Source organism: Bradyrhizobium sp. CCBAU 45394 (assembly GCF_028128655.1).
Taxonomy (GTDB): domain Bacteria; phylum Pseudomonadota; class Alphaproteobacteria; order Rhizobiales; family Xanthobacteraceae; genus Bradyrhizobium; species Bradyrhizobium diazoefficiens.
In genome coordinates, this window is the sequence record NZ_LBIX01000173.1 from 388210 (window position 1) to 403602 (window position 15393).

General features: G+C 65.5%; 13 protein-coding genes and 1 pseudogene. 4 read left to right on the forward strand and 10 right to left on the reverse strand.

Going from position 1 to position 15393, the window contains the following annotated elements; translation table 11 throughout:
- Nucleotides 1-23 precede the first annotated feature (23 nt).
- Genes araD through WN73_RS33195 form a run of 4 tightly spaced genes read right to left on the reverse strand, consistent with a single transcriptional unit; the run spans nt 24 to nt 4416 of the window.
- Nucleotides 24-1763: an L-arabinonate dehydratase gene (gene araD / locus WN73_RS33180; RefSeq protein ID WP_028175685.1), complete on the reverse strand. Its 1740-nt coding sequence runs from the start codon at nt 1761-1763 to the stop codon at nt 24-26.
- Entirely contained in the window at nt 1760-2623 is an 864-nt protein-coding gene (locus WN73_RS33185; RefSeq protein ID WP_011083211.1) for an ABC transporter permease, read from the reverse strand. The genes araD and WN73_RS33185 overlap by 4 nt, the downstream gene beginning before the upstream one ends.
- Nucleotides 2624-2635: 12 nt before the next feature.
- Nucleotides 2636-3397: an ABC transporter ATP-binding protein gene (locus tag WN73_RS33190; protein ID WP_011083212.1), complete on the reverse strand. Its 762-nt coding sequence runs from the start codon at nt 3395-3397 to the stop codon at nt 2636-2638.
- A complete protein-coding gene (locus tag WN73_RS33195; protein ID WP_011083213.1) occupies nt 3397-4416 on the reverse strand; it encodes an ABC transporter substrate-binding protein in 1020 nt (339 codons plus the stop codon). Before WN73_RS33195 ends, WN73_RS33190 begins: the two co-directional genes overlap by 1 nt.
- Nucleotides 4417-4510: 94 nt before the next feature.
- Here WN73_RS33195 and WN73_RS33200 point away from each other — a divergent pair, with 94 nt between their 5' ends.
- Complete coding sequence (locus WN73_RS33200) at nt 4511-5221, forward strand: GntR family transcriptional regulator (protein ID WP_028175686.1); 711 nt, start codon at nt 4511-4513, stop codon at nt 5219-5221.
- Here WN73_RS33200 and WN73_RS33205 read toward each other — a convergent pair.
- Nucleotides 5222-7386 (reverse strand): annotated as a pseudogene (locus WN73_RS33205) (methyl-accepting chemotaxis protein). It abuts the gene before it with no gap.
- A 393-nt stretch (nt 7387-7779) separates the two neighbouring features.
- On the opposite strand from WN73_RS33205, the gene WN73_RS33210 reads away from it, so the two are divergent.
- Together WN73_RS33210 and WN73_RS33215 are read left to right on the forward strand one after the other, a co-directional pair.
- Nucleotides 7780-8199, forward strand: a complete 420-nt coding sequence (locus WN73_RS33210; protein WP_028175688.1) for a response regulator — start codon at nt 7780-7782, stop codon at nt 8197-8199.
- Nucleotides 8200-8265: 66 nt separating this feature from the next.
- Entirely contained in the window at nt 8266-11772 is a 3507-nt protein-coding gene (locus WN73_RS33215) for a PAS domain S-box protein (RefSeq protein WP_244944544.1), read from the forward strand.
- 112 nt (nt 11773-11884) lie between these two features.
- Here the strand turns inward: WN73_RS33215 and WN73_RS33220 are convergent, their stop codons facing one another.
- Nucleotides 11885-12520 carry a response regulator transcription factor gene (locus WN73_RS33220; protein WP_011083218.1) on the reverse strand — a complete coding sequence of 212 codons (636 nt, stop codon included), beginning with the start codon at nt 12518-12520 and terminating at the stop codon, nt 11885-11887.
- Between the two features lie 166 nt (nt 12521-12686).
- Between WN73_RS33220 and WN73_RS33225 the strand changes: the two genes are divergently transcribed.
- A complete protein-coding gene (locus WN73_RS33225; RefSeq protein WP_028175690.1) occupies nt 12687-12992 on the forward strand; it encodes a hypothetical protein in 306 nt (101 codons plus the stop codon).
- A 52-nt stretch (nt 12993-13044) separates the two neighbouring features.
- Here the strand turns inward: WN73_RS33225 and WN73_RS33230 are convergent, their stop codons facing one another.
- From WN73_RS33230 to WN73_RS33245, 4 genes are all read right to left on the reverse strand, one after another.
- The gene (locus WN73_RS33230; RefSeq protein WP_011083220.1) at nt 13045-13548 is read right to left on the reverse strand and encodes a response regulator; all 504 of its coding nucleotides are present in this window, start codon (nt 13546-13548) and stop codon (nt 13045-13047) included.
- Nucleotides 13549-13689: 141 nt separating this feature from the next.
- Complete coding sequence (locus tag WN73_RS33235; RefSeq protein ID WP_011083221.1) at nt 13690-14007, reverse strand: hypothetical protein; 318 nt, start codon at nt 14005-14007, stop codon at nt 13690-13692.
- A 2-nt stretch (nt 14008-14009) separates the two neighbouring features.
- Complete coding sequence (locus tag WN73_RS33240) at nt 14010-14888, reverse strand: CheR family methyltransferase (RefSeq protein WP_011083222.1); 879 nt, start codon at nt 14886-14888, stop codon at nt 14010-14012.
- Nucleotides 14889-14949: 61 nt separating this feature from the next.
- Nucleotides 14950-15336 carry a response regulator gene (locus WN73_RS33245; RefSeq protein WP_028143851.1) on the reverse strand — a complete coding sequence of 129 codons (387 nt, stop codon included), beginning with the start codon at nt 15334-15336 and terminating at the stop codon, nt 14950-14952.
- Nucleotides 15337-15393 lie beyond the last annotated feature (57 nt).

Genomic DNA, 15393 nt, shown 5'->3' on the forward strand with positions numbered 1-15393 from the left:
CTTCGCGCCCCGGAACGACGGTGTTAGTAGATCGACGGCTCGCCGATCGGCGCGCCGAAATCGGTCTCGAGGAAGTCGAAGTCGCAGCCGTCATTGGCCTGCTTGATGTGCTTGGTGAACATCCAGCCATAGCCGCGCTCGAAGCGGCGCTCGGGCTGCTTCCAGGCGGCGCGGCGTTTTTCGAGCTCGGCTTCGCTCACATCGAGATTGATGGTCCGCGCGGCGACGTCGAGGGTGATGCGGTCGCCGTTCTGCACCAGGGCCAGCGGGCCGCCGATGTAGGACTCCGGTGCAACGTGCAGGATGCAGGCACCGTAGCTGGTGCCGCTCATGCGCGCGTCCGAGATGCGCACCATGTCGCGCACGCCCTGCTTCACGAGCTTGGTCGGGATCGGCAACATGCCCCATTCCGGCATGCCAGGTCCGCCCTGCGGCCCCGCATTGCGCAGGATCAGGATGTGATCCTCGGTGACGTCGAGATTGGGATCGTCGACCGCCTTCTTCATCGACGGATAATCGTCGAACACCAGCGCGGGTCCGGTGTGCTTGAGGAAGCGCGGCGCGCAGGCGGAGGGCTTGATGACGCAGCCGTCGGGCGCGAGATTGCCCTTGAGCACGGCGAGCGCGCCTTCCTTGTAGATGGGATTGTCGATCGAGCGGATCACGTCGTCATTGTGCACTTCGGCACGCGCGATATCCTCGCCGAGCGTCTTGCCGGTGACGGTGATGCAGTCGAGATGCAGATGCGGCTTGATCTGGCCCATCAGCGCCGGCAGGCCGCCGGCATAGAAGAAGTCCTCCATCAGATAGGCATCGCCGCTCGGCCGCACGTTGGCGATCACAGGCACCTTGCGGCTCGCGATCTCGAAATCGTCGAGACCGATGTCCTGGCCGGCACGGCGAGCCTGCGCGATCAGATGGATGATCGCGTTGGTGGAGCAGCCCATCGCCATCGCGACCGCGATCGCGTTCTCGAACGCCTTGCGGGTCTGGATCACCTTCGGCGTCAGATCCTCCCACACCATCTCGACGATGCGACGGCCACATTCACTGGCCATGCGGATGTGGTTGGCGTCCGCCGCCGGAATCGAGGAGGCGCCCGGCAGCGTCATGCCGATGGCCTCGGCGATCGCGGTCATGGTCGACGCCGTGCCCATGGTCATGCAGGTGCCGTAGCTGCGGGCGATGCCGGCCTCGATGTCGAGCCAGTCCTTGTCGGAGATCTTTCCGGCGCGGCGCTCGTCCCAGTATTTCCAGCCGTCCGAGCCGGAGCCCAGCGTCTTGCCCTTCCAGTTGCCGCGCAGCATGGGACCTGCCGGCAGATAGATCGCCGGGATGTTCATCGAGGTCGCGCCCAGCAGCAGCGCGGGCGTGGTCTTATCGCAGCCGCCCATCAGCACCACGCCGTCGACGGGATGGCTGCGCAGCAGCTCCTCGGCGTCCATCGCCAGCAGATTGCGATAGAGCATCGTGGTCGGCTTGAGCAGCGATTCCGATAGCGACAGCGCCGGCAGCTCGAGCGGCAGGCCGCCGGCCATCAGGATGCCGCGCTTGACGTCGTCGACGCGCGACTTGAAGTGCATGTGACAGGGCTGCGCGTCCGACCAGGTGTTGAGGATCGCGATGATCGGACGGTCCTTCCACTCCTCGGGGGCGTAGCCCATCTGCATGGTGCGGGAGCGGTGGCCGAACGAGCGGAGATCGTCGGGCGCGAACCAGCGCGCGCTGCGGAGCTGGTCGGGTGTTTTCTTCTTCTTGGTCATGATTGAGTGCCCCATTTCTGGACCGTGTTCCGCTCGATGGCGCGGAAGATCAGGTTCTCGACAAAGAGCCCGATGATAATCACCGTCAAGAGGCCTGCGAAGACGGCGGGTATGTCGAGGAGGTTGCGGTTCTCGAAGATGAACCAGCCGAGCCCGCCTTGGCCCGAGGACACGCCGAACACCAGCTCGGCCGCGATCAGCGTGCGCCAGGCGAAGGCCCAGCCGATCTTGAGGCCGGTGAGGATCGAGCCGAAGGCGGCGGGGATCAGGATTTTCGCCACATAAGGCAGCCCGCGCAGGCCGTAATTGCGCCCGACCATGCGCAGCGTGTTGGACACACTCTTGAAACCGGAATGGGTGTTGAGCGCGACCGGCCACAGCACCGAATGGATCAGCACGAAAACGAGGCTGCCGTTGCCGAGTCCGAACCAGATCAGCGCCAGCGGTAACAGCGCGATCGCCGGCAGCGGATTGAACATCGCCGTGACGGTCTCGAGGAAATCGGTGCCGATGCGGGTCGAGATCGCAAGCACGGTGAAGATCGCGGCGAGCACGATGCCGGCCGAATAGCCCATGAACAGGACCTTCAGCGAGGCCCAAGCCCGCATTGGAATCGTGCCGTCCTTCACGCGCTCATACATCGTGACGATGGTGTCGTGCAGCGTCGGAAACAGCAGCGGATTGTCGAGGGCGACGCCGTAGGCCTCCCAGATCGCCGCCAGGAACAGGATGATAACGGTCTTGCGGACAAAACCGTCGTTCCACAACAGCTCGGTCACGCTCAGCTTGCGCTCGACCTCGGCAGCGCCGCTGGCAGCAGCGACCGGCGCGTCACGCAGCAATATTCTCGCTTCGCCCATGTCGAGGCTCCCTCAATGCGCGGTGGCTTCGGCGGCGAACAGGAGATCGTGGATCTCCTTCTCCAGCCGGCCGGCGCTGCCGTCCGCACTCGAGACCTTGTCGACATCGACCACCTCGGCCTTGACGCGGCCGGGATGCGGCGACAGCAGGAGGATGCGGTTGCCGATGCGGATCGCTTCCGCGATCGAATGGGTCACGAACAGCACGGTGAATTTGGTCTCGCTCCAGAGCTGGAGCAGCTCGTCCTGGCAGGTCCGGCGCGTCAGCGCGTCCAGCGCCGCGAACGGCTCGTCCATCAACAGGATGTCAGGCTCCATCGCCATGCCGCGCGCGATCGCGACGCGCTGCTTCATGCCGCCGGACAGCGTGTGCGGATAGGCATCGACCACGCGGGTGAGGCCGACTTTCTCGATATAGGCCCGCGCGCGGGCCTCGGCGTCCTTGTGCGGCAGCTTTCGCGCCGTCAGCAACGGAAACATCACGTTGGCGAGCACCGTCTTCCACGGCAGCAGCTGGTCGAACTCCTGGAAGATCATCATGCGGTCGGCGCCCGGGCCGTGGATCTCGCGACCGTTGATACTCATGCGGCCTTCGCTCGGGCTCATGTAGCCGCCGACGGCCTTGAGCAGGGTCGACTTGCCGCAGCCGGACGGTCCGAGCAGCACGAAGCGGTCGGACCTGTCGACGGTGAAGCTCACCCTCTCGGTGGCGGTGACGACGGCGCTGGAGGTCTTATAGCGCAGCGTCACTCCGTTGACGTCGAGCAGCGCCATCAGTTGCCCTTCAGGTCGTGCGCGACGGGGAGATAATAGTCGGTCCAGGCCTTGGGCTGATTCTTCAGCGTGCCAGTCTTGTAGAGATGGGCGGCGAATTTCATCGTACCCTGCGGCTCGAGATTCCACTCCATCATGCCGGGCTCCTTCAGCAGATCGAGCAGCTCCTCCGCCGAGGTCTTGTCGCCGGTGATCTCCTTGTAGATCTCGACGGCTTGCCTGGTGTCGCTGCGGATCAGGTCCTGCGCTTCCTTGGTGGCGTCGCGCACGGCCTGGATGATCTTGGGATTGGCGTCGGCGAATTTGGTCGTGGTGAAGAACTGGGCCTGGCTGAGCGGGCCGCCCATCACGTCGGGCGACGACAGCACGACATGCGCGCCCGGCACGTTCTTCAGCTCCAGGAACGTGAAGGGCGGGATCGAGAAGTGGGTGTGCACCTCGTGCTTGGAATTGGCGAGCGCCGCATAGGCGTCGGGATGGCCGAGCTGCACGGTGTTGGCGTCGAGCTTCGACCATTGATCGGCGCCGAAGGCCTCGGCCGCCGCGATCTGAAGCACGATCGCCTGGGTCGAGACTTTCACCGTCGGCACCGCGATCTTGTCGCCGGGGCCGAAATCCCTGATCGACTTGATGTTGGCATCGCGGCTGATCAGCGTCATCGGCTGCGCCGAGGTTGCGACGATGCCCTTCACGCCGCCGCGGGTACGGTCCCACAGCAACAGGAGATTGCCGGTGCCGGTGTTGAGGATGTCGACGCCGCCCGCGAGCAGCGCATCGGTCTGGGCGCCGCCGCCGGAGAAGGTGACCCATTTGGTCGTGACGCCGGGCACACCGAGGCTGGCGGCATGCTTCTCGATCAGCTTCTGCTTCTCCATGATGTGGCTCGGCATGTAGAAAATGCCGGGCTGGCGCGACAGCGAGATCTCGGACTTCTGCTGTGCATGCGCCGCGGACACCGAGAGGGCGGTTGCGGCGATCAGGGCGGCAGCCGCAAGCTTGCTACGAAGATGCATCATCATTGTTGTGTGTTTCCTCCGGCCAGCGTCGAGCTGCGTTGACCCTGCTGATGCACTAATATATTAGTGCATCAAAGGCAAGCCCGCGGGACCCGACATGGAAGTAACCCATACCGCGCCGCGCGCGGCACGACCCGCCCGGCTCGACCGCGCCCGCCAGGCCGCGCCGCAGGTGTTCGAACGGCTGCGCAATGCGATCATCGCCCTGGAGCTGCCGCCGGGCGCGCCGCTGTCCCGCGCCGAGCTCGCCGGCCAGTTCGGCGTCAGCTCGACGCCGGTGCGCGATGCCTTGATGCGGCTCGAGGAAGAGGGCCTGGTCGACGTCTTTCCGCAGCACGCGACCGTGGTCAGCCGGATCGACATCGGCCGCGCCCAGCAGGCGCATTTCCTGCGCCAGGCGCTGGAGCTCGAGATCGTCCGCCTGCTCGCGGAGAAGCATGACGACGCCCTGATCATCCGCCTCGACCACGCCATCGCACTCCAGCAGCAATTCGCGAAGGCCGGCGAGTTCGAGGCGTTCATGGCCGCCGACAACGACTTCCACGCCCAGCTCTACGCCGCCGCCGGCAAGCAGGAGCTGTGGGCACTGGTGCGCAGCCGCAGCGGCCATATCGACCGGCTGCGCCGGCTGCATCTGCCCTCACCGGGCAAGGCCCAGAACATCGTGCGCCATCACAGGCTGATCACCCGCGCGATCGAGACCGGGGACGCCGACGCCGCGCAACAGCATCTGCGCAAGCATCTGTCGGGCACGCTGAGCGAGCTCGACAAGATCCGGAGCCACCACCCGGAGTACCTGACGGACTAGTCAGGCGGCGTTGCGCCGGTCCGGCCCGCGATAATCGGCATCGTCGCTGTTGCGGCGGTCCATCGGACCAGTGCGCAGCCTGACGAAGAAGGCCTGGACCTCGGTGGCGAGACGTTCGGCTGCTCCCGAAACGTGGTTCGCGGCGCCCATCACGTCGTCGGCCGAGCGGTTGGTTTCCGCGATGGCGCCGGAGACGGTCCCGATGCTGGTCGCCAGCGTCTGCGTGCCCGACGCCGCCATCTGGACGTTCTGCGAGATCTCCCGCGTCGCGGCGCCCTGCTCCTCCACGGCGCTGGCAATCGCCGCGGTCACCTCGTCGATCCGGCGCATGGCGGTTGCGACCTCCTTGACGGAGGCGACTGCGCTGCCGGTCGAGTTCTGGATCGCGGCAATGTGCTGAGCGATGTCCTGCGTCGCATTGCGGGTCTGGTCGGCCAGCGCCTTGACCTCGGAGGCCACGACCGCAAAGCCGCGGCCGGCCTCGCCGGCGCGCGCGGCCTCGATGGTGGCGTTGAGCGCCAAAAGGTTGGTCTGGCCCGCGATCGCCTGGATCAAATCGACCACCGAGCTGATGCTCTGGGCGGCGTGCGCGAGGCCTTCGATCTCGGCCTCGGAGCGCGCGGTCACCTCGCCCGCCGACCGCACGGTCTTGTTCGACAGTTCGATCTGCCGGCCGATCTCGACGATGGAGCTCGCGAGCTGCTCGGCCGCCGCGGCGACGGTCTGGACGTTGACCGCGGTCTGTTCGGATGCGGTCGCTGCGGACGCGGCCTGGCTCGTCGCATGGTTGGCGATGCCGCCGAGGCTCTCTGCGGTCTGCCGCATGGTGCCGGCGTTCTCGCCGACCAGCGCGAGCAGGTCGCGCGAGGTCCCGCGAAATTCCTCGACCGCGTCCTCCATGTTGCGGTTGGCCGCTTCGCGCGCCTCCGCCTCGCGCGCGAGAGACGCCGCCGCCTGCTGCTGGGCGATCACGTTGTCGCGGAACTTGGCCACCGCCTGCGAGACCACTCCGATCTCGTCGCCGCGCCCGGCCGTCTTGAATTCGACACTGGTGTCGCCCCCGGACAGGCGCGCGGAATCGCCCACCAGCTCGACGATCGGACGGGTGATGGAGCGCGCAACCAGGATCGCAATCGTTGTCCCGAGCGCAAGCCCCGCGGCGAGCAGGATCCATTGCAGCAGCAGCAACCTCTCGACCGCGTCGGCCACGCTGCGGGCGTCCTCGGCGAGCTTCGACTGCTGGTCGCTCTTGAGTCCGCCGGAGCGCTTGCCATCGGTGTCCTTGCGACCGTCGAGCAGATCGAGGATGCGGGCTGCGCGCGGCGCGGCCTCGGTGGACAGGATGAAGACCGGCGCGTTCCATTGCGGCGTCCGGCGGATCGCGAAGATCTTTTGCGGCAGCGGGGTGAAGGCCTCGTTCGCCCTGGCGATGGCCCGGTAAGCGGTCGCCTGCCTTTCGGTGAGCAGATCCGCCTGGGTGCCGACCGATGCGAGCGCGGCCCTGAAGGTCGCCAGCGGCTTTTCGAACTTGTCACGATCGGCCGCCTCGCCCGAGGCGACGTAGAGCCGCAATTGCGATCCCGCCGCGGCGAGATTGCCGCGCACGTCGGCGAAGGTCTTGAGCAGGCGCTTGCGCTGGGGCGTCGCCTCCAGCGCCTCCTCCTCGTCGATCATCGAGGGGCGAACATGGTCGCGATCAGCGGCGCGGCCTCCTTGGCCAGGAGCTCGCTCGCCGGATAGGCCGACGGGGTGAAGGCGGCGAGCTCGGCCTTGTCCTGGGCCTGGCGGAACTCCGCGATCAGCGCCCTGGCTTCGCTCCAGTTGGTCTTGTTCTGCGGGTTGGAAAACCCCTCCGCCATGCGGTCGACCGCGGCGGCGGTGCGATCCAGGTCGGCCCAGACCGCCGCCCGGTCACGCTTGCCCTGCGCATCGCCGGTCAGCAGATAGCCGCGCAGCACCGAGAGCGTGGAGTAGAGATTGCCGACGAGTTCCGTGCTTGCGACTGCGACCGGCGCTCGCAGATCCACGACCGTCTTGATCCGCGACGAGATGTCCGAGACGGCGGCGACGGTGTAGATCACGGTCGCGGCGAGCAGAATGCAGATCAGCGCAAAGCCGCCGAGCAGCCGGGTCCGAATTCCGGTGTTCGCAATCGATTTGAACATGGAAGATCTCGTGCTGGTGGTCGGTTGATCGGTTGGCGTGGTGGGACGCCAGAATGTGAGCAATGAAATGCGCGAAATACTGATACGAGGACTATCGGAGATTGTAGTCAGCGGCCTTTAATCCATAGTGAAGGCTCGGGTTCCGTACAACTACGGCGAGAGAAATATCTCCCGATGCTAAAACGGGTTACGATGTTTGGAACCAGGCCCGACCTCAAATGCACGCAAGAGTGCGTATGATGTGCAAGGCATTGCCTCCCGGCGCGCCAGGAAAGGCAATCGCGGCAGACGCGAGGCGCTTGCGGGGCGGATAGAATCCGCGCAACAATTTCGTATTTGATGCCTTGATTTGCGGTCACTGGAACGTCCCAGCCGACCCGGAGGAATTCAGACGTGGCCAACATCCTGATCGTGGATGACGACCCGGCCGTGCAGATCACGATCCGGCTGCTTCTGGAGAGAGCCGGTCATCACGTCACCGTCGCCGGCGACGGCCACAAGGGACTTGCGCTGTTCGAGGCCAGCCCGTTCGACCTCCTGTTTCTCGACATCTTCATGCCCGGCATGGACGGGCTGGAGACGATGCGCCACATCCGGGCGCTAGCCCCGGCGATTCCGATCATCGTCATTTCCGGCCGATCAATCACGCCGGACCCCTATGCGGAGCCGGATTTCCTGAAGATGGCGACCAAGCTCGGCGCAGTGGCAAGCCTTCAGAAGCCGTTCCGGGCAGACGCGCTGCTCGCCGCGGTGAGCGGCTGCCTCGACGCGGGCAAGCCGGAGGGGCCCGATGTCAGTACCGGCCGCCGATGACGAGGCGTCTCCTCTGCTGCAGGCCAGAACACGCACGGTCATCCGGGAACCCCTGTGAATATCTCCATGACCCTCGCAACCCGGCTGGCCATCGCGATGATCCTGCTGGTGGCGGCTACCGTGACCGCCGTCGGCTGGCTGGGCTATCGCAACATCACACAAGCCGTCATTCCGCGGGTGCTGGAGCGGGTCGAAGCCCAGTCACGCCTGCTGGCCACCAATCTTGAATCCTACGTTGCCGGCGTTCGCGGCGATTTGGTCGGCTATCGCTCCGCCGCGGCAATCAACGGTCTGATCCGGGCCCACCTCGGCGGAGGAATTGACGCTCTTGACGGCGTCTCGGAGCAGACCTGGCGCGAGCGTATCGCGGCGCGGCTCGCGGCCGAGATCGAGGCCAAGCCCAGCTATGGACAGTTTCGAATCATCGGTCTTGACGACGACCAGCGCGAGCTGGTCCGCGTCGATCGCTCCGGCCCGAACGGAGCAGTACGAGTTGCCCCCGACAGCGAACTGGAGCGCAAGAGCGAACGAACCTACTTTCAGGAAACGATACGACTGGCGCCGGGCGAGATTTATGTGTCGCCCATCGAACTCGCGACCCGCCAGGGGGGAACCACGGCCTTGCACACTCCGACCCTGCGGGCCGCGACGCCGCTGTTCACGCCCGACGGCAAGCCGTTCGGCATCATCATCGCCAATATCGACATGCGTCCGGTACTCGACCGCATTCGCTCGACGACGAGCTCGGGAGGCGAGATCTACGTCGTGAATGCGCGCGGCGACTATCTGGTTCATCCCGATCAGACGCGAGAATTCGGCTCGTTGCGCGCCCCCCCCACCAACTGGCGCAGTGATTTTCCATTTTTCTCAGCCCTGGCAGGCTCGCCGGGAGTATCCACGCAGCTCGCGACCGATGGATCGGGCCGGCCGAGCGGCGCGGCGATCGCGCCTGCGCTGCTTGCGAGCAAGGAATGGGTCGCAATCATCGTGACCATTCCCCCGGCCGTCTTTGGCCGCGTGCCGGCCGCCATTCAAAAAACGTCCTTGCTCGTCGGCTTGCTTGCCGTCCTCGCCGCGGCTTCGCTCGCGGTGCTGCTGGCGCGCTCCCTGACTCGCCCGATCGGGCGCCTGACCGCGGCCGTGGAGGCCATCGGCAGCGGACGGCCAGCGGACATTCCCGTCGATGCAAGCGGCGAGACGGGCGTGCTGGCGCGGGCCTTTGCCCACATGGTCGAGGAGATGAAGGCAAAGACGTCGGCACTGGAGCACGAGGTCGAGGAGCGGCGTCGCACCGAGGCCGTCCGCGACCAGCTCGCCGTCCGCGAAAGCCTGTTCAGCGCGGCGGTCCAATCCTCCGACGATTCGATCGTCCTGCAAACGCTCGACGGCATCATCATCGGCTGGAACGCGGCAGCCGAACGCCTCTACGGCTATTCGGCCGAGGAAGCGATCGGACAGCCGACGTCGATCCTGCTTCCGCCGGATCGCCGCGAGGAGGGCAAGGACTATCTTCGGCGGATTGCGAGGGGTGAGCGGATCGAACATTTCGAAACCGTGCGCCTGCGCAAGGATGGCAGCCCGGTCGAAATCTCGGTGAGCCTCTCACCGATCAGGGGCCCCTCCGGCGAGATCATCGGCGCCTCGGGCTCGGCGCGCAGCCTCACCGAGGCGCGACGGACCGAGCGGGCGCTACAGCAGCAGCTCGAGGAGCGGCGGCAGCTTTTCGACGCCTCGCAGGACCTGATCATGATCATGGACTCGCAGGGCCATATCGCGCAGATCAGCCCGAGCTGCGAGGCCATTCTCGGCTACCGGCCCGACGACATGATCGGCTACAGCGGCGCCGATTTCATCCACCCGGCCCATCTCGAACAATCGCGCGAGGAAATGCGCGCACTCAGGCGCGGCGGGCACCCGAAGCTCGCCGACACCCGCTGCCTCCACAGGGACGGACGCGAGATCTGGCTGTCCTGGCTCGGCAACTGGTCCGATCAGGCCAAGCGCTACTTCTTCGTCGGGCGCGACATGACCGAGGCAAGGCTGGCCGAGGAGTCCTTGCGCGAAAGCGAGCAGCTGGCCCGCAACATCGTCGAGACCGCGCTCGACGCCTTCGTCCAGACCGACGACCGCAGCATCATCCTGAACTGGAGCTCGCGGGCCGAAGAGCTGTTCGGCTGGCGCCGCGACGAAGCGCTGGGCAGGAATGCGATCGACCTCATCGTCGCCACAGGTGAGCGCGAGAGGGTCAAGGCGGGTCTCGCTCGCTTCCTCGATTCCGGAGACGGTCAGACGCTCAATCGCCGCCGCGAGCTGGTCTGCTGCCGCCGTGACGGCAAGGAATTCAAGGCCGAACTGAGCGTCACGGCGCTGAAGCGCCGCGAAGGCATTCTGTTCAACGTCTTCTACCGCGACCTCACTGACAAGATCGCGTCCGAGGAACGCATCCGCCATGCGGAGAAGATGGAGGCGGTCGGCCAGCTCACCGGCGGCGTGGCGCACGACTTCAACAACATCCTCACCGTGATCACCGGGACGATCGAAATCCTCAGCGACGCAGTGGCCAAGGAGCCCGAGCTTGCGGCGATCACCCGGATGATCGACGAGGCCGCCGGCCGCGGCGCCGAGCTGACCCAGCACCTGCTCGCGTTCGCGCGCAAGCAGCCGCTCCAGCCGCGCGAGGTCGACATCAACTCGCTGATCGTCGACACCGCAAAGCTGCTGCGGCCGACGCTGGGCGAGCAGATCCAGATCGAATCCGTGTTCGAGGAGGAGAGCTGCGTTGCGATCGTCGATCCCAACCAGCTCACCACCGCGATCCTCAACCTCGCGCTCAACGCCCGCGACGCCATGCCCGGCGGCGGCAAGCTGATCGTGGAGACGGGCGCCGCCTATCTCGACGAGGTCTATGCCAGCGTCAACGACGTCCGGCCCGGGCACTACGTGCTGATCGCCGTGAGCGACACCGGAACCGGCATTCCGTCCAACATGCTGACCAGGGTGTTCGATCCCTTCTTCACCTCGAAGGGACCGGGCAAGGGCACCGGGCTCGGGCTTTCGATGGTCTACGGCTTCATCAAGCAGTCCGCGGGCCACATCAAGATCTACAGCGAGGAAGGCCACGGCACCACGATCAAGATGTACCTGCCGCCGGGCAAGACGGCGACGGCGGTCGGCGACGGTGTGATCCCCGCGACGATCGAGGGCGGACACGAGACGATCCTGGTGGTCGAGGACGACCGGCTGGTGCGCGACTACGTGCTGGCGCAGCTGCATGCGCTGGGCTACGTCACCTTGCAGGCTGCGAACGCCGCGGAAGCGCTCGCGATCGTCGCCGCCGGAAAGCCGTTCGACCTCCTGTTCACCGACGTCATCATGCCCGGCAGGATGAACGGACGGCAGCTCGCCGACGAGCTGATGAAGACGCGCCCCGATCTCAGGGTGGTCTACACGTCAGGCTATACCGAGAATGCGATCATCCATCACGGCCGGCTGGATTCGGGCGTTCTGCTGCTCGCAAAGCCCTACCGCAAATCGGATCTCGCGCGGATCATCCGCAAGGCGCTGCTGGGGTGAGACTTGGGAGTCATTCCGGACGCGCGTAGCGCGATCCGGAATCTCGAGATTCCGGGTTCGATGCTCCGCATCGCCCCGGAATGACGAAGAAATGTCCGCGACGCAACCGACCCTACGACGCGCGCTGCGCCGCGGTCATCACGATCCGGATCAGGTCGGCGGCATTGCGCGCACCGAGCTTCTTCATGATGTTGGCGCGGTGGTCCTCGATGGTGCGCGGGCTGATGCCGAGAGTGCGGCCGGCTTCCTTGTTGGAAGCGCCGGCGGCGAACTGCTCGAGCACCTCGCGCTCGCGCCGCGTCAACGGCTCGCGTCCGGGGAAATGCAGCGAGCCGAATTTCGGCGCTGCGTTCTCCGCCTGCCTGCGTGCATAGGCGCCGATCGCCTCGTCGAGGCGGCCGACGATCTCGCTGCCGCGGAACGGCTTCTCGATGAAGTCGAGCGCGCCGCTCTTGATGGCGCCCACCGCCATTGTGATGTCGCCCTGCCCGGAGATCATGAAGATCGGCGCCGGATAATCCTCACCGTGCAGCTCCTTCAGAATGTCGAGACCCGACTTTCCGGGAATGTGCACGTCGAGCAGGATCGCAGCCGGTGTGCGGTTTCGCGCGACGGAGAGCAGCGCTGCGCCGTCCGCAAAACAGATCACCTCATAGCCCGCCGCCTTCAACACCATCGACAAGGTGTCGCGAACAGCCGGGTCGTCGTCGACTACGAAGATTTCACCGCGAGAGGTTTGTTCGGCCATGTGCCATGTCCAATTGGCATTAGAGTCCATTCGGCATTGAGGACTCGCGTCCGCGCCAACCGTTATGGCGTTCGGCGCGGATTCGGCCCACCCGTATTTGTACGGGACATAGACTTAACGCACAAGTAGCGGCATGGCGCCTAATTGCGGGGGACGGAGAATATCCATGCTAAATTTGGCCAGCACGCCACCTCTCGTCACGACGCCCGAGGCCGACAGCCGTCAGTTGATTGCGGCCGACCTTCGCTGCCTGATCGCGCAGATCGAGAGCAGCATGCGCCTGATCGACGCAGCCATGATCGATGCAGGCCCGGAGCAGGACGACAACGGCGATCAGGCCGGTTCCGCCGACATTTTCGTGCTCGACGACGTCACGCCGCGCTATGCCACGGCGAGTGCCGCCCTCAACGTCTGCCGGGCGGGCCTTGGCCACGCCCTGCAATACCTGTCGGATTCCGGCGACCCGGTGTAGGTCGCGATCGGCGCGGCGGCGGCTGCATCCGATTGCATGGCAGCTCCGCGCGTCAGGTGCGGTGCCGTTCCACGATCGCGTCGCTGGCGACACCACCCCAGGTGTGGATCGCCGGCAGCCCCATCGCGGTCTTGCCGAGGTTGGCGAGGCTGATGCGCAGGGCCGCCAGATCGAGCGGCTTCGGCAGGCCCTGGAGCTGGATCCCGACGGAGCGGGCGAAGCTGCGGGCGGCGCTGCGGCGCTTGCCGTCCATGCCGCTGATGACGATCACGGCACCGGCGAATTTCGCGTTCGCCATCTCGCGCAACACGTCGATGCCGTCGCCATCCTCCAGCACGAGATCGAGCGTCACGCAGTCGAAGCGCGCGGCGCGGAGCTTCTCGATCGCTTCCGCCACGGACGGCGCCACGGTGACTTCGTGGCCGGCCTGCTTGGCGGCGACCGTGATCAGGCTGCGCTGCGTGGCGTCGTCATCGACCACCAGGAGCTGGAGCGCACGCCGCTCGGCGACGTCGGGCAGGTTCGATGGGACGGGGGAGAGGGAACTTCTGGGCATTGCCGTATTCCTGAGATTGAGACAGGCAATGGATACACGGCGCGCGCTTAGGCCACGTAAAGCCGCCGCGGCAAATTCGCCCGGATGTTTCAGCAAATGTAAAGCAACGTGGCGGAAAGCGCCGGCGCCGCCCCGCGCCGGTCAGGCTGCCGCGTCGTGGCCGCCGGCCGCGCCGCGCTTCTTCCGGTTCTTGCCGCGCAGGAACTGGATGTCCATTTCGGCGCCGTTGACGCGCACCAGCTCGCAGCGGCGGTAGGCTAGGCCGGTGGACGACAACAGCAGGAAGAACTCTTTCAGGTTCAGCCCCTGGATCGAGCCTTCAACCGTGAGGATGGCGTCGGTGTCGGAAATGGCGTTGAGCTTGCAGTCACGGCGCCAGGTGCCGTCGATGGCCATGATGCAGACATCATAGCCGCGACTGAAGGTGACGCGCTCCGCGCCTTTTCCATCCTCGGCCATGCCTATCGTCCCGCCATCACCGCCATGCGCGGCGCCACGCCGGCGAGAGCCGGCTTGGCCACGGCTGCACGCGGATCGTTCGGCTTGTAGAGGCCGCGCCGGTCGGGAATCGGCCTGAACGTATCCGTCAGTCCGACCACGGTTTCGGCGGCACCCAGCACGAGGAAGCCATCGGGCTCGATCTGGCGCGCCAGGCGGTTGAAGATGTTGATCTTGGTGTCCTGGTCGAAATAGATCAGCACGTTGCGGCAGAAGATGACGTCGAACGTACCGAGCTGGGCGAAGTCGTGCAGCAGGTTGAGCTGGCGGTGCTGGATCATCGCCCGCAATTCGGGATTGATCTGCCAGGTCTCGCCGGTCTGCTTGAAATATTTCACCAGCATCTGGATCGGCAGGCCGCGCTGCACCTCGAACTGGCTGTAGACGCCGGCTCTGGCTTTCTCCAGCACCTCCTGCGACAGGTCGGTCGCGATGATCTCGACGCGCCAGCCGGTGAGGGCCGCACCCATCTCCTTCAGGCACATCGCCAGCGAATAGGGCTCCTGCCCGGTCGAACCGGCGGCGCACCAGATCCGCACGCTGCGGCGGCCGGCGCGCGCCTTGATGATCTCGGGCATGATGGTGTCGCGGAAATGATCGAACGGGACCTTGTCGCGGAAGAAGAAGGTCTCGTTGGTGGTCATGGCTTCGACCACGTCGGTGATGAGCGCGCGCGAGCCACCCTGCAGCTTCTGCACGAGCTCGGGGATGCCGGAGAGCCCGGCCTTGCGGGCGAGCGGCAAGAGGCGGCTTTCGATCAGATACTGCTTGTCTGCGGACAGATCGAGACCTGAATTGTCCTTCAGGAACTTGCGCAGATACTCATACTCGGTCGGGGTCACAGATGGCCTCTCGAAAGCTGTACTGAAAACACTCTGGCCGGAACACTCGGGCCAGACACACTCAGACCATGGCTTGTCCGACCGGGATCAAGCCGACTTCAGCGAACTTGTCGGCGATAATGTCTTTGTCGAAGGGCTTCATGATGTATTCGTTCGCGCCGCCGCTGAGCGCCTGGGCGATATGGGCCACGTTGTTCTCGGTGGTGCAGAACACCACCTTCGGCTGGTCGCCGCCGGGCAGGCGGCGCATGTGGCCCATGAACTCGAAGCCGTCCATCACGGGCATGTTCCAGTCGAGCAACACCGCATCGGGCAGTTGCCGCTGGCAGATCTCGAGCGCCTTCGAGCCGTCCTCGGCTTCGGTGACCTGGAATTCCAGGCCTTCCAGGATGCGGCGCGCGATCTTGCGCACGACGCTGGAATCATCGACCACCAAACAGGTCTTCATTTTGGTTCTCCGGCTTCGATGTTTCGTTGGTTCACGCAGCCATTTGCACTTTGGTTT